General features: G+C 32.9%; 21 protein-coding genes. All 21 read right to left on the bottom strand.

The features are described 5' to 3' along the window. Window positions 1-33 precede the first annotated feature (33 nt). Entirely contained in the window at window positions 34-927 is an 894-nt protein-coding gene (locus H8R24_RS03960; protein ID WP_187017263.1) for an FkbM family methyltransferase, read from the bottom strand. A 5-nt stretch (window positions 928-932) separates the two neighbouring features. After that, a complete protein-coding gene (locus H8R24_RS03955; RefSeq protein WP_187017262.1) occupies window positions 933-2,153 on the bottom strand; it encodes a glycosyltransferase family protein in 1,221 nt (406 codons plus the stop codon). Next, on the bottom strand, window positions 2,150-3,061 hold the full coding sequence (locus tag H8R24_RS03950) for a glycosyltransferase family 2 protein (RefSeq protein WP_187017261.1): 912 nt from the start codon (window positions 3,059-3,061) through the stop codon (window positions 2,150-2,152). The genes H8R24_RS03955 and H8R24_RS03950 overlap by 4 nt, the downstream gene beginning before the upstream one ends. A gap of 5 nt (window positions 3,062-3,066) precedes the next feature. Beyond that, window positions 3,067-3,969 carry a glycosyltransferase family 2 protein gene (locus H8R24_RS03945; protein WP_187017260.1) on the bottom strand — a complete coding sequence of 301 codons (903 nt, stop codon included), beginning with the start codon at window positions 3,967-3,969 and terminating at the stop codon, window positions 3,067-3,069. Between the two features lie 41 nt (window positions 3,970-4,010). Further along, the gene (locus H8R24_RS03940; RefSeq protein ID WP_187017259.1) at window positions 4,011-5,147 is read right to left on the bottom strand and encodes a glycosyltransferase WbsX family protein; all 1,137 of its coding nucleotides are present in this window, start codon (window positions 5,145-5,147) and stop codon (window positions 4,011-4,013) included. Continuing rightward, complete coding sequence (locus tag H8R24_RS03935) at window positions 5,137-6,237, bottom strand: glycosyltransferase WbsX family protein (RefSeq protein WP_187017258.1); 1,101 nt, start codon at window positions 6,235-6,237, stop codon at window positions 5,137-5,139. The genes H8R24_RS03940 and H8R24_RS03935 overlap by 11 nt, the downstream gene beginning before the upstream one ends. Continuing rightward, the gene (locus H8R24_RS03930; protein WP_187017257.1) at window positions 6,221-7,096 is read right to left on the bottom strand and encodes a glycosyltransferase family 2 protein; all 876 of its coding nucleotides are present in this window, start codon (window positions 7,094-7,096) and stop codon (window positions 6,221-6,223) included. The genes H8R24_RS03935 and H8R24_RS03930 overlap by 17 nt, the downstream gene beginning before the upstream one ends. Continuing rightward, window positions 7,089-7,796 carry a class I SAM-dependent methyltransferase gene (locus H8R24_RS03925; protein ID WP_187017256.1) on the bottom strand — a complete coding sequence of 236 codons (708 nt, stop codon included), beginning with the start codon at window positions 7,794-7,796 and terminating at the stop codon, window positions 7,089-7,091. The genes H8R24_RS03930 and H8R24_RS03925 overlap by 8 nt, the downstream gene beginning before the upstream one ends. A 3-nt stretch (window positions 7,797-7,799) precedes the next feature. Then, window positions 7,800-9,062 (bottom strand): ABC transporter ATP-binding protein, encoded by a 1,263-nt coding sequence (locus H8R24_RS03920; protein ID WP_187017255.1) that lies wholly within the window; start codon window positions 9,060-9,062, stop codon window positions 7,800-7,802. Window positions 9,063-9,438: 376 nt separating this feature from the next. After that, window positions 9,439-10,305, bottom strand: coding sequence for an ABC transporter permease (locus H8R24_RS03915; protein WP_187017254.1), 867 nt, complete (start codon window positions 10,303-10,305; stop codon window positions 9,439-9,441). Window positions 10,306-10,448: 143 nt separating this feature from the next. Continuing rightward, a complete protein-coding gene (locus tag H8R24_RS03910) occupies window positions 10,449-12,416 on the bottom strand; it encodes a polysaccharide biosynthesis protein (RefSeq protein WP_187017253.1) in 1,968 nt (655 codons plus the stop codon). Window positions 12,417-12,593: 177 nt separating this feature from the next. Further along, the gene (gene rfbA / locus H8R24_RS03905) at window positions 12,594-13,463 is read right to left on the bottom strand and encodes a glucose-1-phosphate thymidylyltransferase RfbA (RefSeq protein WP_187017252.1); all 870 of its coding nucleotides are present in this window, start codon (window positions 13,461-13,463) and stop codon (window positions 12,594-12,596) included. Between the two features lie 55 nt (window positions 13,464-13,518). After that, a complete protein-coding gene (locus H8R24_RS18410; RefSeq protein WP_187017319.1) occupies window positions 13,519-13,656 on the bottom strand; it encodes a GxxExxY protein in 138 nt (45 codons plus the stop codon). A gap of 361 nt (window positions 13,657-14,017) precedes the next feature. After that, entirely contained in the window at window positions 14,018-15,067 is a 1,050-nt protein-coding gene (gene rfbB, locus H8R24_RS03895; protein WP_187017251.1) for a dTDP-glucose 4,6-dehydratase, read from the bottom strand. A gap of 60 nt (window positions 15,068-15,127) precedes the next feature. Then, window positions 15,128-15,985 carry a dTDP-4-dehydrorhamnose reductase gene (gene rfbD, locus H8R24_RS03890; RefSeq protein WP_187017250.1) on the bottom strand — a complete coding sequence of 286 codons (858 nt, stop codon included), beginning with the start codon at window positions 15,983-15,985 and terminating at the stop codon, window positions 15,128-15,130. Beyond that, entirely contained in the window at window positions 15,985-16,533 is a 549-nt protein-coding gene (gene rfbC / locus H8R24_RS03885) for a dTDP-4-dehydrorhamnose 3,5-epimerase (protein ID WP_187017249.1), read from the bottom strand. The genes rfbD and rfbC overlap by 1 nt, the downstream gene beginning before the upstream one ends. A gap of 8 nt (window positions 16,534-16,541) precedes the next feature. Next, complete coding sequence (locus H8R24_RS03880) at window positions 16,542-17,690, bottom strand: DegT/DnrJ/EryC1/StrS family aminotransferase (RefSeq protein ID WP_187017248.1); 1,149 nt, start codon at window positions 17,688-17,690, stop codon at window positions 16,542-16,544. Window positions 17,691-17,700: 10 nt separating this feature from the next. Continuing rightward, window positions 17,701-18,345, bottom strand: coding sequence for an acetyltransferase (locus H8R24_RS03875; RefSeq protein ID WP_187017247.1), 645 nt, complete (start codon window positions 18,343-18,345; stop codon window positions 17,701-17,703). A gap of 2 nt (window positions 18,346-18,347) precedes the next feature. Next, window positions 18,348-18,950, bottom strand: coding sequence for a sugar transferase (locus H8R24_RS03870; RefSeq protein WP_187017246.1), 603 nt, complete (start codon window positions 18,948-18,950; stop codon window positions 18,348-18,350). Beyond that, a complete protein-coding gene (locus tag H8R24_RS03865; RefSeq protein ID WP_187017245.1) occupies window positions 18,950-20,191 on the bottom strand; it encodes a glycosyltransferase family 4 protein in 1,242 nt (413 codons plus the stop codon). The genes H8R24_RS03870 and H8R24_RS03865 overlap by 1 nt, the downstream gene beginning before the upstream one ends. A 145-nt stretch (window positions 20,192-20,336) precedes the next feature. Beyond that, on the bottom strand, window positions 20,337-21,518 hold the full coding sequence (locus H8R24_RS03860; RefSeq protein ID WP_187017244.1) for an O-antigen ligase family protein: 1,182 nt from the start codon (window positions 21,516-21,518) through the stop codon (window positions 20,337-20,339). Window positions 21,519-21,522: the final 4 nt, after the last annotated feature.

Raw genomic sequence — 21,522 nt, 5'->3', positions numbered from 1 at the left:
AAGTTTCAAAACAATAAAGATTCTAAATAACCATCATAAGTTCTTACCTCTATTAATCGCATATATCATTCCTGTGCTTAAAGCCATATTGCGTGCAAAATATTCAAATTTATTATCCCTTAAGATCAACTCCAATGATGAACTACCTTCATCATGCCATTCCAAAATGATATAATCTATTTTCTTCAGGCATCCAGACTCATTTAAGTCCTCAAAAATCTCATACTCGGCACCTTCGCAATCAACCTTAATTGCTATTTTTGAATTAGGATGCTCTTTAAGTATCATTTCAATTTCATTGGAAGCGTTTTTCAATTTGACATTGACATTAGTAACCGCTTCTGCAACAAAACTACTGCTTTTAGATCCACGTATTCCCGTGTTTCCCTTTACATTACTATTAAATAGAAAAACTTGATCTCGGTCATTTTTAGCTAATCCATAATTTTTGATAGATTTGACTTTTAAAAAATGACTATTCATTTTAAAATTAATTAACGCTTGATGATAAGTTTGACGAACCGGTTCAAATGCATAAATAGCTTCTATATTTTCTTTAAGCGATAAAAAAATCGATGCTAAACCTATATTTGCACCAATATCACATAAAACTATCTTTTCACTTGTAAAAAAATCATATTCCTTTTTCACAAAAATCTCTGAAATTATTAATATTTCCTCATACGTTTCTACATAGATTTTAATTTCTTGGAAATTAAAATTTAGTCCGTAGTCACAGTCCTTGATTTGCAGATCTGGAAACGAATACAAAATTTCCTTAATAAACTCTATTGATTTTACTACCAAATGCTGATTAATTCTTGCTTCAAATTGATTTACAAATTTTAAATTTTCGACGTTAATTTTGTTTTTATTTTCAATCCTATATCCACATTTGGAGATCAATGTGTAAATAATCTTTCTCATTAGAGTTAATTTTTAAAAGGTTCCAAATTAATAATAAAATCAATATTATCATTAAATTGTACATCACTAAAATAATTACCAAAGGCAGCCGAAATCTCTTTTTTATCTAAAGTAGTTATAATTAATGCTTCTAATTTTATTGCTATATCGTTTTGATCATTACTTGTGGCCATGTATTTATCATCATTTATAATAGTGCGCAATTCACATACCTTTGGCAATAACGCTAAAACCGGCTTATCGAGTGACGCTACTAATGGCGCTTTCCCAAGTAAGATATTGCTATAATCTAACACACTTTCTATTAAAACAATAATATCAGCTTCCTCTTTCTGTTCGTTTGCAGAATTTGAAAAATCCAAACTATCTAAAATATGAATGGTATCAAATACTTTGTATTTTTCTTTTAATCTATTATTTTCCGAGCTCTTCAAGCGGAGAACTAATTCCGACTGCTCCAAAATCAATTTGTTTTTTCTAATCAACGATATGTATGCATCAATTAGAATATCTATGTTCCGACCAAATTGTAACCCTCCATGATAGGAAATAGAAATTGGCTTTTGTTTTTTCCGAACCTGAGTTACTTTAGACAAGTCAAAAACGTGTTTATCATACTGATGTGGCAGTGTATAAAACTTTTTTTGATTACCATAAATCAATTGCAAATCTTTTGACAGTAAATGCGAGGGTGTTGTACAGCGAAAGGCCTTTTGAACAACAGAATACATTGATTTAAAATCAATTAAGTCTTTTTCTGTCAGAGGACCAGTTCCTGAGGAATCAAAAAACAGTGGAAACGGATCATGAAAATTAATAATAGCTTTCGACAAAATAGGCAAGCCTTCTAAACCTAAAATAGTTTCATACTCTAACCCTGCACTACGAACAAAAACCAAATCATAAGCATCTGCATTAATTTTTGATATTGCTTTTTTATACTGGTTTAATAAAAACAATTTGTACAATGACTTTGTAAAAACTCTTCTATAAATGGCATTAGTAATTTTTAATAAAAAAGAGGGCTTCCTTTTTATTAGGTATTCAGTTATACTATTCACCGGCAAAATCTCCTTGTCATACTCGTGTTTGTAGTACATGAAATAGTGCACATCTAGCACTGCATTGGGATATAAATGGGACAACTTACCAATAAAAGAACGAGAAACGATCCCTTCACTAGTTCCTGAAACCCTAAGATCTTGAACAATTATTAATATCTTCATGATATTTTTTTTAGAACCATCAGTCCACTTTTTATCAGGAACTTAATATATTTTTTAAAGTAACCTTTGCTCAAGTACAACTTCGTAAAAAGTACCCAAAACCGAATGTTTTTTTTATTATATAAAAACGTTTTTTCAAGATTCTCTTGTAAAACAGGGATTTGAAGGTCGCTAAAAAATCCCTTTTTCTCCTTGATCAAATAATAGAAAAACTCAAAACTAGCTTCGTTTTTTAAAACTAAATTATCAGCTCTAGATGTGATGTTATCACCACTTAACCTAAATTGCACAACGGCCTCATTAATCGTATAAATTAATCCAAAATTGGACACTTCGAGCACCGCTAAAATATCCGAAAACCAAGCCAAAGGAAGATCCTTAAATTTATGCTTGAGCAAAGCATCTTTATTAAAAATAAATTCACTTAACGAAGAGCGGGTGCCACCCTTAAACTTACGCATCAAAAAATCAGCCGAAGTCTCATACATAGGATGTGTATATATACCAGATAATGTTGCATCGTTCTGATCGATTACTTGCGTTGCGTAGCGAATCACTTTGCAATTCTTACTTTCAACCAGATCTTTATTTTGGTAAAATAGTGCCACGCAATTAGCATCAATAGTATCATCATCACCTAGAATCATTACCCAATCTTGGTTGCCGACCATAGCCAAACAACGTTCCCATTGTTGTGTTAACGATATCGAGCCTAAGTTAGTTTCGTAATACTGATATTCAAAATCAAATTGACTTTTAAATTTCTCTAAAAGTTTCGATGGATCCTGATCACTAGCATCATTTCCAATATAAACTTTGAAGCGTTTATCTGTTTGAAGCGCCAGCGATTGCAAGGTAGCTTCAAAAAAACGGATTTTATAATACGGAATAACAATAGCTAATACCAATGCTTTTACTTTAAAGATTTAAGATATAAAAAGACTGCTTTTGCAAAGGCTAACAAACCTAATTTCTCAGTTACTTTTTTACACAACAAACCAAACTGATAGGTATTTGACTTTTTTAAATTCACTTCTCTTTCTCTCCAATAAGTCATCCCGTTATGATTCCTAATTATGGCCGATTCGTAAAGTTTTTGAAATTCAGCTTCATTTAAAAAATCTTTTAAATAATGAATGGCTTCAAGCGTTTCATTAAAAAAACCTTTGATTTGTGTGCGTCCTTTTGGATTTAAACGGTAAAAAGCCAACTGTTCATCAATATAGAAAGTCTTTGGGGATTTCTGAAATATTCTAAGCCAAACTATCCAATCTTCCTGAGCAGTTAGACCCTCAGGAAATATAACAGCATCAAATAAATCTGCCTTAAAAAACCAACAATGAATAGGAATTGTAAAACCATCATTCCAATACCTTGCAAGATTCTCAAAATTAAATTCAAAAGAGGCTAATTTAGAGAAAGGAGGTAATACATGTATCGTCGATTTGGTAAACATTGAATAATTACAGCAGCAAACTTGAACATTGTTTTTAAATATTGCCTCAAGAGAAATTTGTACTTTATCTACTGCTAGTACATCATCTGCATCTAAAAACTGAATATATTCTCCTTTTGCGAGTGTTAGCCCACTGTTTCTTGCTGCACTAACGCCTTTATTTACCTGATTTGTATATTTAAACCTATTATCTTTAGTAACCCATTCCGTTGCGATAATTTCGGTACGATCTACACTGCCATCATTTATAATAATACATTCCCAATTTGAATACGTTTGATTAAAAACAGATTGCAAAGTTTCATCCAAGAATTGATCTTGGTTGTAGCAAGGGATAATAATCGAAACTAATGATTTCATAACTGTACTATTATTATTTTTCACTTTGCTTTTTATAACATCTAACGCGATAATAAATTCACTTTCACACTTTTTACAACTTCGAGCCACTGCCTGCCGTAAGTAGCGTCGGGTTCAATATAATTACCTTCAGCCCACTCATTCCATGATTTGATAATCACAATTTGAGGATTATGCGGGTTTTTCAATAATTCATTGACCGTATTTTGCAAATGAACCTTCCAAGACAGTGGGGTGGCATTGATGAAGATCATCGCTTTTTTACCTGTTCTTGCGGTATTATCCCAATTTGGAAATACACAAGAAATATGTTTTAAACTTGTGAAACTAGAGTTCATTTTTGCCACACCTTTCTGATAATCGAAAATTAAAGGTTTTGATCTTTCATCAATTGATTTATTCTTTCTATATAAACTATTCGTAATCTTATTATATTTTCGCTCTAGTGTAAGATAAATGCTATTTTTAAGAGACATAGTTTTTTGACTGTAGCGCATTTTCATAAAAACATCTACTCCAACTTTACCATAAACAAAATCGCTATTTAACACTGCTTCTGAGCATATCGTGGCTATCAAATGTATACCATCAAATCCTTCTTGAATAGCAAGTTCATTAAAAGTAGTTACAAAGACGGCTATATCTGGTATATCATCTAATTTATACACATGAAAAACAGGTTTATTCTGCTCTTTGATGTATCGTTTGTCTTGAAAAAAAGGAAGTAAATATTCGAAATAGGCTTGGTAACCTTCCTTGCCTTGATACGTTTGTTCTATTAAGACTCTTGGATCGTGAATACCATGCCAAATACCTTTCCAGGTTTCGTTTGCCCAACAAAAACAAAAAGGGAAATCTATATTCTTATTGCTAAGCATGGCTTCTGCGGGTTTTTCTAATAGCATTTTCCCCTTACCAAACCAATACTGATAGTATACAAAACCATCTATACCGTATGACTTAGCTAATAGTGCTTGTTGCTCTTGAATTTCGGGAATTCGTAAATCATAAAAACCTAATTCGCCTGGCATAATTGGTTGATTATGTCCTTTGAACAAAGGCTGTGCTTTGGTAACATTAGTCCACTCTGTAAAGCCTTTGCCCCACCAACTATCGTTTTCAGGAATAGGATGAAACTGAGGCAAATAATAAGCTAAAAATTGTATTTTATTGGCCATTATTTTCAAGGTTTTCTTTTGTGATTTTTAGATATTTTTTACCCCATTTTTGACATGGCTCTAAGTGATTACCCTCCGCCCACTCATTCCAAGCATTAATAAATAAAAACTTTTCATTGTTAAGTTTCCAAGGAAAGTTTTTTACTATAAACCCCAACCAATCGCCATAAATTTCAGGTGTTGAATTAATAAATATAGCTGCATTTTTTTTTCTTCTAGCACTGTTATCCCACATAGGGATAAGACATGGACTTACATTACTAACAAACTTTTTTTGCTTTTGAATAGCAACTAATTTTTTATAGTCAAAAACAATATTGCTTGTGTCATTTTTTTCTTCTGAGGTAAAAATAGATAATATTCTGTTTAAAATATTTTCAGACTTAGGACTATTATAAATTGCTGATTTAGGAAAAACAGGTTGAAATTCTACAGCAAAATCAAAACCCATAAGTAAGGGGTCATCATAAACCCCCCAACTCTGCATATAACCTAAATGCATTTCACCAATTCCTTTTTCTATGGCAATATCCCTCCAAATTTTTATAGTTTTATTAATATCAGCGAACAATTTAGGTCTATAAATAATAAAAACTGGTTTACCATTGTGTCTAATATATCTTTCGTCAGTAAAGTAATGATGACAGAGAAAATTAAAATGTTGTGCATCATCTTCAAAACTATATTCTTGATTCATTAATATTTCTTGCTCTTCACCATCCCAACGTCTAGTCCAGTTTTCATTTGCCCAACACAGCATAAAAGGCAAATTTTCCTTTGGATTTTTTAATTTACGATCCAAAGGTTCATGTAAGAGCCTTTTGCCATTAAACCAATAATGATAGTAACAAAAACCATGAATACCATATTCTTTTGCCAATTGCTCTTGGGCTAATCTAGTTTCTTCCAATCTTAAATCATAAAAACCTAGATCAGCAGGTAAGTGAGGTTGATAGTGTCCTTTGAACAATGGTTTCGCTTTAGCGACATTTGTCCATTCCGTAAACCCTTTTCCCCACCATCTGTCGTTGTCAGGAATTGGATGAAATTGTGGTAAATAAATGGCAATGGGTTTAATTTGATTTGACATACCTATAAATTTTTACAAAAATTGGTGGTATAAAAGCAACTATTAAATCTGTCATTTTTTCCCTTTTATTTCTTTTTCTAATACTTTTATCTTCCGTCCTCACATTAAAATAATTAACATATAATATGTTTTTCTGGATGTGTTTTTGGAATAGCACAACTTGATTTCTAGTTTTCTCAGCATTACTCGTCATGCTTTCAGGATGAATTCTGATCAAAGTTTTGGTGTTGTTTGCATAGCCAATATGTTCAAAAACTAAATTGTGTAATGCACATCTAAAGTGAAAATCCCAATCTTCTAAAGCCGCTAGGCTTAGATCAAAAAAACCAACTAAATTAAAAACCTCTATTTTATAAATTGGTGCACTAATAACCATAGGGTTGCCGAAAGATAAAACTTCTTTTATATCGATGTCATACCTCGTTAAAAATACTTCAGGTTTAAAGCCGTTCCTTCCTAAAATTTTTAAGGTACTGGAATTAGATTCGAAATACCGGTAACCCGAAATAGAAATGTCTATAGTCGGATTATTTAGCATGAATTGAATCTGATATTCTATTTTATAACTTTCAATGAGATCATCAGCATCCAAAAACTGAATATAATCACCCTTTGATGATTCAATCCCTGCATTTCTAGCACTACTCAAACCACCGTTTTCTTTATAAATGTATTTAAAACGAGGGTCTTTAATCAGCCATTCTTTCGCAACTATATCAGTATCATCTGGGCTACCATCATTGACAATAATACATTCCCAGTCGCTATACGTTTGATTCAATACAGACTGTAATGCCTCAGGCAAATACTGAGCTTGCTTAAAACAAGGAACGATGATAGATATTTTAGGACTATTCATTAGTTTTTTTTTGAAATAACCATAATTGATAAATTTCAATTTTTGGTTTACCTTTATCTGGAGAAATAGAAAAACGATCTAACATTTTTTTGGTAAAACCATTATTGGTGACAAGATTTTCTAATTCTGATTCCAAAATCCAGTCTTCAATTGGCTGATTTGGGTTACTATATTTAACCCATTCCTTTTGAGCCTCTTTTCTTGGTGTAGTCACAATTAAATGTCCGTTATCATTTAATAATCTAAAGATATCCTCAATAAATTGTTTTTTACTATTATCAGGAACATGTTCAATGACTTCTGAAGTAACAATTAAATCAAACTTTTCAATTTCCCGATTTTTTAGCAAATCTTTTGAAGTCCCACAGATAAATTTTATTTCAGGAAATATTTTTTTTGCGTACTCAACAACAGGTCTTACTGGCTCAATCCCAATCACATCTCCATAATCTGAAAGCAAATTAGTCAACCATCCTCTCCCACATCCTAAATCTAAAATAGAAAAGTTATTAAACCCTTTTTTAAACTCCATTGTCTTCAAAAAAGTTTCAATAATTTTCCATCGTATTTTTTCCTCTTCATTTGGCTCAGTTGAATTCCAATAGGAGTTTTCAACAAACATTTTTTTATAAAACTCTGTTTCTTTTTGATTTTCTGATTGAAAAACCTTTGTTAAAAAATTAATAGCTTTTCTAAACATTAACTAATCATTTATTTTATTATACTTCCAAACAATCTTATCGTGAAACACTTTATTAAGCTTAAAATTCAAACTATTAAGTATTCCATTATGAAAAGATTCACTTACAGTAAACTTTATAGCGTCATTTACAATTTCAATATCAGTTACAGAGTCCCCTAAATACAAATCTATTTTATACTCACCTGGAAAAAGTTTTAAAGATTCAATATAAACTGTCACCCTACCATTATAGATATTAGAACTATTAATTTTTTCTTGATGATAATGTCTGTTATTAACTCCTATTAACTCAACATCATTTAAATCTTTTATAACTATACCAAGAACTAAATTTGTTATACTATTTTTTGCTTCAAAATAGATTTCCAACTTAAAACTACAATTGTATTTAATCAAACCATTAGAAGTGTGTAATAACGCTTTTTTTATAATCTTACTTCCATTGTATTGAGTTTCATTTTCAAAAACTGAATCAGAGTTATATTTCTCAATACAATCATCAATCCCACCTTCAAAAACAACTCCACCATACTCTAATACAATACCCCTAGTACACAAGCTTTTCACCGCCGCCATATTATGACTCACAAACAACACTGTTCGCCCGCCTTGTTTAGAAATATCTTGCATCTTGCCAATGGCTTTTTTCTGGAATTCAGCATCACCTACAGCTAGAACCTCATCGATGATCAAAATTTCGGGCTCTAGGAATGCGGCTACGGCAAATGCCAAACGCACCGTCATTCCGGAACTATATCTTTTAACCGGAGTGTCGATATAACGCTCACAACCTGAGAAGGCAATGATTTCGTCTATTTTGGAGGCAATTTCTTTTTTGGTCATCCCAAGAATGGCACCGTTTAGAAATATATTTTCCCTGCCCGTCATTTCACCGTTAAAGCCCGTCCCTACTTCTAGTAAGGATGCCACACGGCCACCAAACTTGATACTCCCTGTTGTAGGAGCTGTAACTCGTGATAAAATTTTTAATAGCGTAGATTTCCCTGCACCGTTTTTACCAATGATTCCTAATACTTCTCCGCGCTCAACTTCAAAATTAATGTCTTTTAACGCCCATACGTACTCACTTTCCCCTTTGGTAGATCGGTCATTAGTATCACCAACTTGTAAATACGGGTTTTCCTTACCACGTATGGTATGCCACCACCTGTTCAAGTCATGACGGAGCGTACCCGTACCTACTTGTCCTAAGCGGTATTGCTTTGAAATATTTTCGGCTTTTAGAATAATGTCTTTACTCATTTTTATTTTTTGACTGTATCAAGTCCTTCGCTCTAATTTTCTATTATTAATCAAATACATTTGCAATTTGTAAATCACAAAATTACTTAATATCATCCCACAGCTACGCATCCCTGAGTCCCATATAAAAGGAAACTCAGAAATAAATTCATTTATTAAAAATACTATAATTTAAATCGTTCCACGCTTGTCAAGAATTACCTTCTCACTCCTCACGTAAACAGAATTAGCTAAAACTTAGATACTGCTTCGCATTCTGAGTCACATTTTATTGACAGCAGATGCTACTTTATTTTTTTTATTCGTTAGTACTCTTTGTCATGACAAAGACTCCGCAGCGACTCCCCTTCCTTCGGAGGGGGCCGGGGGGAGGAATTTAAACCGTATCTATAAAACTCTTCTCAGTATTATTAAAAACCAATATGCCTACTAAAAATAAAACCACCGTTACCACTGCTGTATAAAGCAATCCTAAAACAGAAATACTACCTACACTCAACAACATAAAACGAGTAGATTCTATGATGTAAGCCAAGGGATTGTATTTTATAATCCAAGCGTATTCGGGCATTTTTTCTTGTACTAAAGCCATGGGATACACTACCGCCGAGATGTACATCAATAATTGAATTCCGAAACCTATTAAGTAACTAAAATCTCTGTATTTTGTAACCATTGAGGAAATAATCATCCCCAAACCGAGTCCTAAAACGCCCATTAGAACAACCAAAACAGGAAAACCCAGACTCCAAATACTCAACCCTATTGGAGCTCCTTGTAAATAATAGTAAATATAAAAAGCAATGAAAATAAAAAATTGGATTCCGAATTTCAATAAATTAGAGATTACAATAGAAATAGGGACGATGATCCTAGGGAAATATACTTTTCCAAAAATTCCTGCATTGGCACCAAAAGTGTTTGAAGTACCAGTAAAGCAAGCCGTAAAATAATTCCAAATAGTAATTCCTGCTAAGTTAAACAAGAAAGGCGGAACGGATCCAGTAGAGATGCCTGCCAAATTATTAAAAATAATCGTAAAGGTAATCGAAGTAAACAAAGGCTGAATTAAATACCAAAGTGGCCCTAAAACAGTTTGTTTGTAAACCGTAACCACATCTCGCTTGACAAAAAGTGTAAGCAAGTCTCGGTATTGCCAAACCTCTTTAAGATTGAGCGTGAAGAAATTATTTTTGGGTGTTATTTCAAACAACCAATTGGCATTGTTTTTTTGGCTATTCATTGGTGGTATTTAAAGCGCTGCAGGGTAATACAATTTTCTAAATTAATGAATTTTGAGAAATAAACCCCTTTTTACTAAAACAAAAAACACAAAGAGAATCTTTGTGTTTTTTGTTTACTATTAGTTACATTAATGAAAATTAACTATTTATCCAATAATTGAAATTCCGAATTCATGCTTTTAAATTCTGGAACTATTTTTTTCATTTTGGCTACAACTTGTTCGTTGTTGAAATTGTTTGCTATTTGGATTAACTCATTAATATCAAAATGCAATACTTCATATTCATCCTGAATTTCTTCGGCTATCATAATTTTATCGTGATAGGTTGGAATCGTTTTTGAAGTATCGTTTAACAATTCTTCGTATAATTTTTCACCTGGACGTAGGCCTACAATTTTAATCATGATATCTCTATCCGGCACAAATCCAGCTAACTTGATCATTTTCTTGGCCAAATCAATAATCTTAACTGGTTTCCCCATGTCAAAAATATAAATCTCCCCTCCGTTACCCATTGCTCCAGCTTCTAACACTAGCTGACAAGCCTCTGGAATCGTCATAAAATAGCGAATAATATCGGGGTGCGTGATTGTTACAGGTCCACCCTCGGCAATTTGTTTGGTAAACAAAGGCACTACTGATCCATTCGAGCCCAATACGTTTCCGAAACGTGTTGTAATAAATTTGGTGGCTTTTAATTCATTTAGCTCTTGGCTTCTCAATTGCAATGACTGCACATATTTCTCGGCAATTCTTTTACTAGCACCCATTACATTGCTAGGATTAACTGCTTTATCAGTAGACACCATTACAAATTTCTTCACTTGGTATTGACACGACAAGTCGGCCAGAATTTTAGTACCCCCAATATTGGTTAAGATTGCTTGCGATGGATTTTCTTCCATCAAAGGCACGTGCTTGTAAGCAGCAGCATGAAAAACAACTTGAGGCAAATAGGTACTAAACACATTATTCATTGCTTCCTTGTTCCTTACATCACCTACGATCGTAATAATCTTAGAATTGAACTCACTTTTTTCCATTTCTAGGTACAAATGGTGCAAAGGCGTTTCGGCTTGATCCAAAACCAATACCGTTTTTGGATTAAAAAGCAGCACTTGTCTCACGATTTCACTACCAATAGAACCCGCAGCACCAGTAATCAAAACGGTTTTATCCTTGAGCTGTTTCGTAATTCCTTTATTGTCTAAAACAATGGGTTTTCTTTCTAATAAATCTTCAATCTGAATGTTTTTTACCTTTTGAGAGATTTCTTTTTGGTTTTCCCAATCCGTAATCAAAGGCACCATATATACTTTATAATTGAACTCTAGACATTGGTCTACAATAGTCAGTCGTTCTTTTTTTGACATACTCTTGTCTGCAATAATAACCCCTTGAGTGCCTATAGAGCGCATTAAAACAGGTAATTTTTTCTTTTGAACAAATATGGGTAAGTCCAACATTCGTTTGGAAGAATTCTGATTGTTTTTATCTACAAATCCTACAATTTTAAAACGAGGAGGCGTTTCTAACTTCAGCGCTTTTGCTACCGAAATAGCATTGGCATCTGTACCATAGATTAAAGTTCTTGTTAACTCTACTTTATTCGTTTCGGCAAAATACCTTTCAAAGGTTTGCTTGATCACTACTCGGTACAAAAACAACCCACAAAAAGCAAGTAGCATGTTAATAAACAGGGCTGTATTTAAAAAAGCTTTATAACCAAAATATAATGAAAAACCAAAATTAGCCACTAAAAAAACCACTAAAACTGATATTTGAGAAAATAAAAGTTTCAAGGCATCGATATAAGAGGAATGCCTAATGATCCCTGAATAGGTTCTAAACAACCAAAAGAAAAATACATTGACACCAAAAAAAGCAACTAAAAAAAGGAGCTTATTGGGAACAATGATATACGGCAAACCGGTACCATTAAAAATTAATTTGGTAAATATAAACGCTATAACTAAAACAACTAAATCCATAAAAACAATAATCCATCGTGGCAAATAGCTCATATTATGGATGTTGATCTTATGATTTGTTCTTGAAAAAAAACTAGCGATAATGTTGCCTAGCTTCGGATTTTCGTCTGTGTTCAAAATAGAATATGTTTTTTTTTAATGTTTAATTTTTACTGAGTCAAAAATACAATTATTTGTATCAAAAAAAATAATTTTGTTTTTAAGATAACCAATACGAGAAGTTATTATAGCAGAATTTACCTTAGTTAAAACTCCATAAAACACATATCACCTAACCTTAGCCTATTCTAAAGTTTAAAACTTCTGTTTTATTAACCCTAGTAGGTACTCCCCATAACCTGATTTTTTTAAAGGCTCAGCTAAATCTCTTAATTGTTGTTCTGTTATAAAGCCTTGTCTCCAAGCAATCTCTTCAATACATCCCACTTTTAAACCTTGACGTTCTTCCAATACTTGAACAAACTGTCCCGCTTGCATCAAACTGTTGAATGTTCCCGTATCTAACCAAGCGGTACCTCTACTTAAAATACCTACTTTCAGATTCCCTTGTTCCAAATAGACTTTGTTCACATCGGTGATTTCATACTCGCCACGCGGACTTGGTTTAATATTCTTGGCAATTTCAACTACTGAATTGTCATAAAAATACAAACCTGGAACGGCATAATTTGATTTTGGTTCTAATGGTTTTTCTTCAATAGAAAGTGCTTTGAATTCATTATCAAATTCTACCACACCATAACGTTCCGGGTCTGAAACATGGTACGCAAAAACCACTCCGCCTTGCGGTTTTGTATTCGATCGAAGCAACTCCTGCATATTAGCTCCAAAAAAAATATTATCTCCTAATACCAAAGCTACATCATCCTTACCTATAAATTCTTCTCCAATTACAAAAGCTTGAGCTAAACCATTAGGAATAGCTTGCTCTGCATAACTGAATTTACAGCCGATTGCCAAACCGTCTCCTAATAATTTTTTAAAATTAGGCAAATCGTGAGGCGTTGAAATGATCAAAATTTCATTGATCCCTGCCATCATTAATGTAGATAACGGATAGTATATCATAGGTTTGTCATACACGGGCATCATTTGCTTACTCATCGCTAATGTCAGCGGATGCAATCGTGTTCCTGAACCACCTGCTAATATAATTCCTTTCATAGTTTATTTTGTTATTAGTAATTCGAATTTCTAAAATTAACCATTATTCTATAGCTTAATGAAGCTGCGCCAAAATTATTAACATACCCAGTTCCATTTTTGTACATTTTAAATAATTGGTCAACTGTGCATAAAATGCAACTCGTATTTGTGATACTACTTTTATCTCTACAGTAATTGCATCACAGCAAATAAAGCGATATTAATTGAAGTTTTGCGATTTTAAAAGTAATCCAAATTGCTATTATTTGCGAGAACTAACCGTCCTTAACATACGCAGTCGAGTGTCAAATATTTGAAGAATGCGCAAAAAGAAAAGGTGTTTGAGTACGTAGTCCGAGTTTTTTTCTTTTAATATTCGAAAATAAATTTGACCGACGAGGATGTGGAGACTTAATTTTTATGTTTCTTTTTTGATCAAGCAAAAAGAAAATCATATCCTTACAAATAAGTAATCCTCACTTTAATACAAGTCTCAATAACACCAAATAGCTCTTCTTTTTAAAGTATTTAATTGCTCGAATCCATTAGTGAAATTCGACTTAAATTCGTTTTCAATTCGCGTATTGTTTCTCATAATACGTTGCATACTCCCCACTCGTGATATTATTCAACCAAGTTTGATTATCCAAATACCAATTCACTGTTTTCTCTAAGCCTTCCTCAAAAGTAACCGAAGGCTTCCACCCTAGTTCTTTATTGATTTTATTGGCATCGATAGCATACCGTAAATCGTGACCTGGACGGTCTTTCACATACGAAATCAATTGTTCTGACGTGCCTGCTTCGCGACCTAATTTCTCATCCATGATTTTGCAAAGTAGTTTTACCAAATCAATATTTTGCCATTCATTAAAGCCTCCAATGTTGTAGGTATCGTGATTTACCCCTTCATGAAAAACCAAATCAATAGCAACGGCATGATCTTCTACAAATAACCAGTCACGCGTATATTTACCATTCCCGTAAACAGGTAAAGGTTTATTTTGAATAATATTATTAATGAATAGCGGAATCAATTTTTCAGGAAAGTGAAAAGGTCCGTAGTTATTAGAGCAATTGGTCAAAACATAAGGCAAACCATAAGTCTCTCCATACGCACGTACAAAATGGTCAGAACTGGCTTTGGATGCCGAATACGGTGAATTAGGATCGTAGGCTGTAGTTTCAGTAAACAAGCCTTCAGCACCTAAACTTCCATACACCTCATCAGTACTGATATGGTAGAAACGTTTTCCTTCCATATCATCTTTCCAAATCGTTTTGGCAGCATTCAATAAATTCATGGTACCTATCACGTTTGTTTTCACAAATGATAACGGATCTGTAATAGAACGATCCACATGCGACTCTGCAGCTAGGTGCAAAACCCCATCAAACTGATGTTCCGCAAACAAGGCATCAATAAAAGCAGCATCTACAATATCTCCTTTTACAAAAGTATAATTCGGTTCGTTTTCAATATCAGTGATATTTTCCAGATTACCTGCATAAGTCAAAGCATCCAAATTGAATATTTGGTATTCAGGATATTTTTTCACAAAAAGGCGTACCACATGAGAACCTATAAATCCGGCACCTCCTGTGATTACTATTTTTTTCATTTATATATTATTTTTATATTCGTCAGCCCGAGTAAATTTATAAAATTGTCTTGAGAACTGTTAAACAATTTTAAACATTAAACATTTTTTCAAACTCTCTTTATAATGCGGCACAGTAATACCGTAAACCTCTTTAATCTTAGTTTTATCCAATAATGAAAAAGCAGGTCTCGCAGCAGGCGTTGGATACGATGAAGAGGGTATACCACTTACTTTACAACTATCTCCAGTAGTTTCTTGTATCGCCAATACAAATTCGTACCAACTGATGGCTCCTTCATTCGAATAATGGTAAATTCCAGGAATCCATTCTTTCGCTGATACGATGTCCATCATGGCTTGCGCCAAATCAGCAGCGTAGGTAGGTGATCCTATTTGATCATTCACCACGCCTAATGAATCACGTTCATGCAGTAGACGTTGCATTGTTTTAACAAAATTATTCCCAAAACGACTGTACACCCATGACGTTCTAAGAATTAAAACATCTGTATTAAACATCAAAGCAGCTAACTCTCCTGCGCGTTTCGTAGCGCCATATACATTGATCGGATTGGTAATAGCTTCTTCATTCAACGCAGTTGACGACGTTCCATCAAAAACGTAATCGGTCGAAATGTGTATCAACTTCACCCCATGTTCTTTTGCAAAGGTAGCAAGCACTGCAACAGCTTGATGATTGACAAGATCAGCTAATTCCGTTTCCGATTCCGCTTTATCCACTGCCGTGTATGCTCCACAATTCAATATAATGTTTGGTTGGATAGCTTCCAATTGACTTTTCAATACAGACAAGTTGTCTAATGAAACTTGTGTCCTATCTGCAAAAACCCATTCGTATTGCGGATAATTGACAGATAATACTTTTAATTCCAAACCTAATTGTCCTGTAGCTCCTGTTACTAAAAATTTTTGCATTAAAACTTACTATTGCAATTTTCAAAACTAGGCAAAACAAGATCTTTTCCTGAAATAATGGCTTCATTTAAATTAATACCCCAATCTATATTCAAAGTCTTATCATCAAAACGAATACCTCCTTCACTTTCTCTATCATAACAATTATCACATTTATACATCACAATTGCAGAGTCACTTATTACCGAAAAACCATGTGCAAAACCTTGGGGTATTAATAATTGCTTTCTATTCCCAGCTGTAAGATAAATACTAAAAGATTTCCCAAATGTAGGCGAATCTTTTCTTAAATCTACCGCAACATCAAGTATCTCACCATGCAAAACTCGAACTAATTTTGTTTGTGCGAAAGGTGGGTTTTGATAATGTAGTCCTCTCAAAACACCTTGCTTTGAAAAAGATTGATTATCTTGAATGAAAGATAAATTAATTCCTAAATCACTTAATTTACTTTTATTAAAGGATTCAAAAAAAAAGCCTCTTTCATCTTCAAATACATCTGGAGTAAGAATTACCAAATCTTTAATTTCACTGGTTTCAATATTCATATGATTTACTATTTTTTTACTCCAAAAAAAGAAGTAACAGCATTAGCTATTCTTTCCCGATCTTCATCTGTTAAATTTGAACCCGAAGGCAAGCACAAACCATTATCAAACAAATTTTCAGCTACTTTAGTTCCATAATAAGGATATTTAGCAAAAACAGGCTGTAAATGCATAGGCTTCCATAAAGGTCGAGATTCAATGTTTACATCTTCAAAAGCCAAACGTAAACTTTCCCTATCAATTCCAAGTGCTTTATTCGGTTCTATTACTATAGCACTTAACCAATAATTAGCATAATAATCTTCATTAGGTGAAATAAAAACGGTTACACTTGGAATATCTTTGAATAAAGCTACGTAGAAATCATTCATTGATCTTCGCAAGGCAACATGATCGTCTAAAACTTGCATTTGCCCTCGACCAATTCCAGCACAAATATTGCTCATTCTATAATTATACCCTATCTCACTATGTTGATAATGTGGCGCGTTATCTCTAGATTGTGTAGCAAAAAACACCGCTCTATCTTTCAATTCCTTCGATTTAGTAACTATTGCACCACCCCCTGAAGTAGTAATAATTTTATTACCATTAAATGACAAAACTCCTATGTCGCCAAAAGTACCACACTTTTGTCCTTTATAGCTACTTCCTAATGCCTCAGCACTATCTTCTAAAACTGGAATTCCATGTTTCTCTGAAATAGCCTTAACAGCCTCAATCTTATATGGCACTCCATATAAATGAACTGCTATTATAGCTTTTGGCTTTTTACCTTTCGCAATCCTATCGATAATAGCTTCCTCTAAAGCTATTGGACAGATATTCCAAGTTTCATCTTCACTATCAATGAAAACAGGAGTAGCGCCAAGGTACAAAATTGGATTAGCTGAAGCAGAAAAAGTCATGCTCTGACATATCACCTCATCACCTGCTTGCACACCAAGTAGAATTAATCCTAAATGTATTGCAGCTGTACCTGAACTTAATGCTCCAACATGTGCACTATTCCCTAAATAATTTTCTAAATCAGTTTCTAAACCATTTACATTAGGCCCTAATGGAGCAACCCAATTGGCATCAAATGCCTCTTTAACAAATTTTTGCTCGGATCCTCCCATATGTGGAGACGAAAGCCATATTTTTGTGTTATTCATATAATTTTTATTACTCATGAAACTTTATTGGTTTTGCAGGAATACCTACTGCAGTGCAATTTCCTGGAAGTGATTTAGCAACTACAGCACCGGAACCAACAATAGTGTTTTTACCAATATTTAACAAATTAATGATCTTTGCCCCTGTACCTACATAAACACATTCTTCAATTATCACTTCACCTGAGACATTAACAGATGGCATAAAAGAGCAAAAATCTTTTATAATAGTATCATGTCCTACTGTACATTGCAAATTCAAAATCACAAATTCACCTATATTTATATTAACAGTAATAATTGTAGAAGCACAAATAATCGAACCTTTACCTACAGTCACAAAATCAGTACCTATTATTACATTCGGATGAATTAAAGTAGGAAAATAAGCAAAACTATTACTTATTTTATTATAGATATCTTTTCTAATTTGAGGAATTGCTACTGCAATTACTATAGCTGTACTTTCATTCAAATTATTAATATCACTTACCTTACCTAACACTGGAAAGCCATTTACGATATCCCCTTTAACAAGACCATCATCAAAAAACCCAACAAACTCATACTTGTTTTTTTCAATATTAATTTGATCGATTAAAAATTTGACTTCCCGACCAAACCCCCCAGCTCCTACGATTGCTATTTTATCCATATTTAATTCCCTTTAAACGCTTCGGTCGTTACCTGACCTTTCATATTTATACCTTCACTTACAAACACTTTTTTAATTGTCAAAAAAAATATCTTGAAATCTAACACAAAACTTAAATTACTAACATAGAATAAATCATACTCGAATTTTTTATCCCATGATATTGCATTGCGCCCGTTGATTTGTGCCCAACCAGTAATTCCTGGTCTAACATCATGTCGCCGATTTTGTTTTTCATTATACAAAGGCAAATATTCTGGTAATAAAGGTCTGGGACCTACAAGACTCATATCGCCTTTTAAAACATTTATTAATTGTGGAATTTCATCAAGGGACGTCTTTCGAACAAAAGAACCTATTTTCGTAAGTCTTTCAGCGTCAGACAAAAGACTACCCGAAGAGTCTTGCTTATCATTCATCGTTTTGAACTTGATGATTTTGAAAATTTCTCCATTTAATCCTGGACGTAACTGGAAAAAAAATGGCTTGCCTTGATTTGCAAAATACAAACCAACAGTTATTAAAACAAAAAAAGGGCTTAAAAGTAGTAAGCCTACCACAGCAGAAATAAAATCTATTATTCTTTTAAAAAAAAATCTATACATTATCTAATATTCATATGTTTTCGCATCAATTCAATATACTTTTTAGCTAAAATAGTTCTATCAAAATTTGCTTTTGCAAATCTATATCCATTTTCTCCTTGTGTTTTAACTTGCATTGGGTCATTTAAATACATTCTAATTTTCTCAGCAAAATCTTTGGCATTTTCTGGCTTAACAAATACCCCCGCCTCAGCATCTTCTACTAATTCTTTTGAAACCCCATCAATAGCCATTAAAACAGGACGTTTACAAGACATGTAATCAAACGTTTTATTAGAATAAACAGTTTTGAAAGTATCCACATCTTTAAGTACTGAAGCTCCCATGTCGGATGCCAAAATATATTTGAAAACTTCTCCTTTTGGAACGGGATCCAAGAAACGAACATTAGTCACTTTCCTTTCTGTCGCCAACGTAATCAGTTTTTTCTTTTCCATACCATCTCCTATCAACAGAAATAAGACATTTGTATCAGCCAATAATAATCCAGTTTCAATGATTTGCTCTAAATGATTTGCAACGCCATGTGCTCCAACATACGTTATCACAAACTTGTCAACAAGATTATGTTCCTTTCTAAAAACAGCACTATCAAAATTCTCAACAAGCTTATCTGACAAAGTAAAATCAGCAGCGTTAGGAATGAAAATGATTTTATCAGCACTTACTTTTTTCTTTTCGATTAAAACATTTCTAAAAGCAGGTGTTAAGACATTTATAAGTGTTGCTTTTTTATAGATAAAAGCCTCCAATGCATAAGCCAACTTTATAATTATACCATTAGTTACTACGCCAGTATCTATAGCTGATTCCGGCCATAAATCTCGAATTTCGAAAACAAAAGGAGTTCTTTTAAACAGAGAAATCAAATACCCACTTATACCTACAAATAAAGGTGGAGACGTTACAATGATAACATCATACCTTCCTTCGGTCATAAACAAACCAGCCCACAAACTTGAAAAAACAAAGGAAAAATACCCCCATAATCTACCTACAAAACTAGAATTATAACTCTCTGAAACATGACATCGAATGATATTTACAGCACCTTGTTGTTTTTTCTTAAACCATTTTCCTTTGTATTCTGGTCTTTTACAACTTGAACTATAGTGCATCATCCCTGCTATAACCGTAACGTCATTTCCTTCCTCGGTCCATTGCTTGGTAATTTCATTCCAACGGGAACCACCGTGATCATTGTCTTCTAAAAAATATTGATGAAGTAAAAGTATTCTCATAATAAAAAATTAATATAATAAACAATACAAAAAAAGCTATAAAAACAATTTTGCAAAAACAAGTTAAAACTACAATCGTAATAGGACACGATTCATTTTATTAGCGAGCCATAATCTAAGGCAAATTTACTTTTATTTAAATTAACTATACTGTACTAATATCAAACTTTTTAGAAGTGTAATTCACACAATAGCCAACAAAAATCCAAAATTCAGGACGTTGCCAAAATGAAGAACTAACAAACAAACGTCCCATTGCAATCAAGAAAAGTACAAAAAAAATCATTTTTCTTTCCTTACTAGTACTACTAACAACTTTAAAAATATTGTAAAAAATAAATAAAAAGAAAAATGCAAAACCTATCACTCCAAAATTCACCAAAATATCTAAAATAATATTATGATAATATGTTGACCCCGTATCGATAAAGCAAGTATTCAAGGGAGAACCAAACCAAAAAGACTCATCTATCCGTTTAAAAGCTAATCCATAAATATCGTCTCGTCCAGAACTAGTCGAAGCCAATGAATCTCCATTAAAAAGATTTAAATACTTAGTTAAGGAATAGGAATACAAACCAAAAGTATCCAAACTTTCAAGTAAATATTCTAAAACAAACTTTAAACTTGCACCAATTAAAAAAAGAAAAAAAAGTATATACAATTTAATTTTTTTACTGACATCTGAAATAAAAAACAAATAGATCAGCGCAAATAAAATAAATGTTAACATCGCACCACGCGCCCCAAACAATAGAAGCTCTGCAAACGATAAGCAAAAAACAATAAAAGTCCACTTTTTATTATTATCTCTAAATAAAAAAAGAAATGAAAATATAACTGTAGGCAATATAGCATATCCAAAACGCATATAATTTATTTCATCTAAATACAATGAAGTAAATGGAATTGCACCTAATAGAAAGAAATTCAACAAGCCTAATTTATACCCATAGCTTAAAAAATGATCTTGCGAAAACCTCAAGGAACCTATCAAAATACCCGACATTCCTATTGCAAAAAAAGAAATTATCAATTCCATTGCCACATTAGTTTCTGCAACATAACGTTCAAAAGGTAACTTTGTTATTAAAACACTTAATGGAAGAATAAACGATAAAGCCGAATAAGATGAAATAATAATCCTATTATTAACCAATGCATAACAGAATAACAAAACGGTAAAAATAGCTATAGGGTATTGACCTCTCATCACCACGGTTATAGGGATTAACAAACCGTATTGAAAAAAATACAACAAAACTAATAACGTATTGCTTTTGGCATCATTTATACTTTTCTCTGCAATTGTCATTATTGAATGCATTTAT

The organism is Flavobacterium muglaense (genome assembly GCF_014305155.1).
GTDB lineage: Bacteria > Bacteroidota > Bacteroidia > Flavobacteriales > Flavobacteriaceae > Flavobacterium > Flavobacterium muglaense.
The sequence above is the reverse complement of the archived record's forward strand: the minus strand, read 5'-3'. Positions and strand labels throughout refer to the sequence as shown.

Excerpts from the sequence above, each read along its gene's own strand:
- H8R24_RS03920 (WP_187017255.1), bottom strand. The coding sequence starts at position 9,062 with ATGAGTAAAGACATTATTCTAAAAGCCGAAAATATTTCAAAGCAATAC.
- H8R24_RS03955 (WP_187017262.1), bottom strand. The coding sequence starts at position 2,153 with ATGAAGATATTAATAATTGTTCAAGATCTTAGGGTTTCAGGAACTAGT.
- rfbD (WP_187017250.1), bottom strand. The coding sequence starts at position 15,985 with ATGCAAAAATTTTTAGTAACAGGAGCTACAGGACAATTAGGTTTGGAA.
- H8R24_RS03940 (WP_187017259.1), bottom strand. The coding sequence starts at position 5,147 with ATGGCCAATAAAATACAATTTTTAGCTTATTATTTGCCTCAGTTTCAT.
- H8R24_RS03960 (WP_187017263.1), bottom strand. The coding sequence starts at position 927 with ATGAGAAAGATTATTTACACATTGATCTCCAAATGTGGATATAGGATT.
- H8R24_RS03870 (WP_187017246.1), bottom strand. The coding sequence starts at position 18,950 with ATGTATAGATTTTTTTTTAAAAGAATAATAGATTTTATTTCTGCTGTG.
- rfbA (WP_187017252.1), bottom strand. The coding sequence starts at position 13,463 with ATGAAAGGAATTATATTAGCAGGTGGTTCAGGAACACGATTGCATCCG.
- rfbB (WP_187017251.1), bottom strand. The coding sequence starts at position 15,067 with ATGAAAAAAATAGTAATCACAGGAGGTGCCGGATTTATAGGTTCTCAT.
- rfbC (WP_187017249.1), bottom strand. The coding sequence starts at position 16,533 with ATGAATATTGAAACCAGTGAAATTAAAGATTTGGTAATTCTTACTCCA.
- H8R24_RS03865 (WP_187017245.1), bottom strand. The coding sequence starts at position 20,191 with ATGAGAATACTTTTACTTCATCAATATTTTTTAGAAGACAATGATCAC.
- H8R24_RS03935 (WP_187017258.1), bottom strand. The coding sequence starts at position 6,237 with ATGTCAAATCAAATTAAACCCATTGCCATTTATTTACCACAATTTCAT.
- H8R24_RS03945 (WP_187017260.1), bottom strand. The coding sequence starts at position 3,969 with ATGAAATCATTAGTTTCGATTATTATCCCTTGCTACAACCAAGATCAA.
- H8R24_RS03880 (WP_187017248.1), bottom strand. The coding sequence starts at position 17,690 with ATGAATAACACAAAAATATGGCTTTCGTCTCCACATATGGGAGGATCC.
- H8R24_RS03930 (WP_187017257.1), bottom strand. The coding sequence starts at position 7,096 with ATGAATAGTCCTAAAATATCTATCATCGTTCCTTGTTTTAAGCAAGCT.
- H8R24_RS03875 (WP_187017247.1), bottom strand. The coding sequence starts at position 18,345 with ATGGATAAAATAGCAATCGTAGGAGCTGGGGGGTTTGGTCGGGAAGTC.
- H8R24_RS03860 (WP_187017244.1), bottom strand. The coding sequence starts at position 21,518 with ATGCATTCAATAATGACAATTGCAGAGAAAAGTATAAATGATGCCAAA.
- H8R24_RS03925 (WP_187017256.1), bottom strand. The coding sequence starts at position 7,796 with ATGTTTAGAAAAGCTATTAATTTTTTAACAAAGGTTTTTCAATCAGAA.
- H8R24_RS03915 (WP_187017254.1), bottom strand. The coding sequence starts at position 10,305 with ATGAATAGCCAAAAAAACAATGCCAATTGGTTGTTTGAAATAACACCC.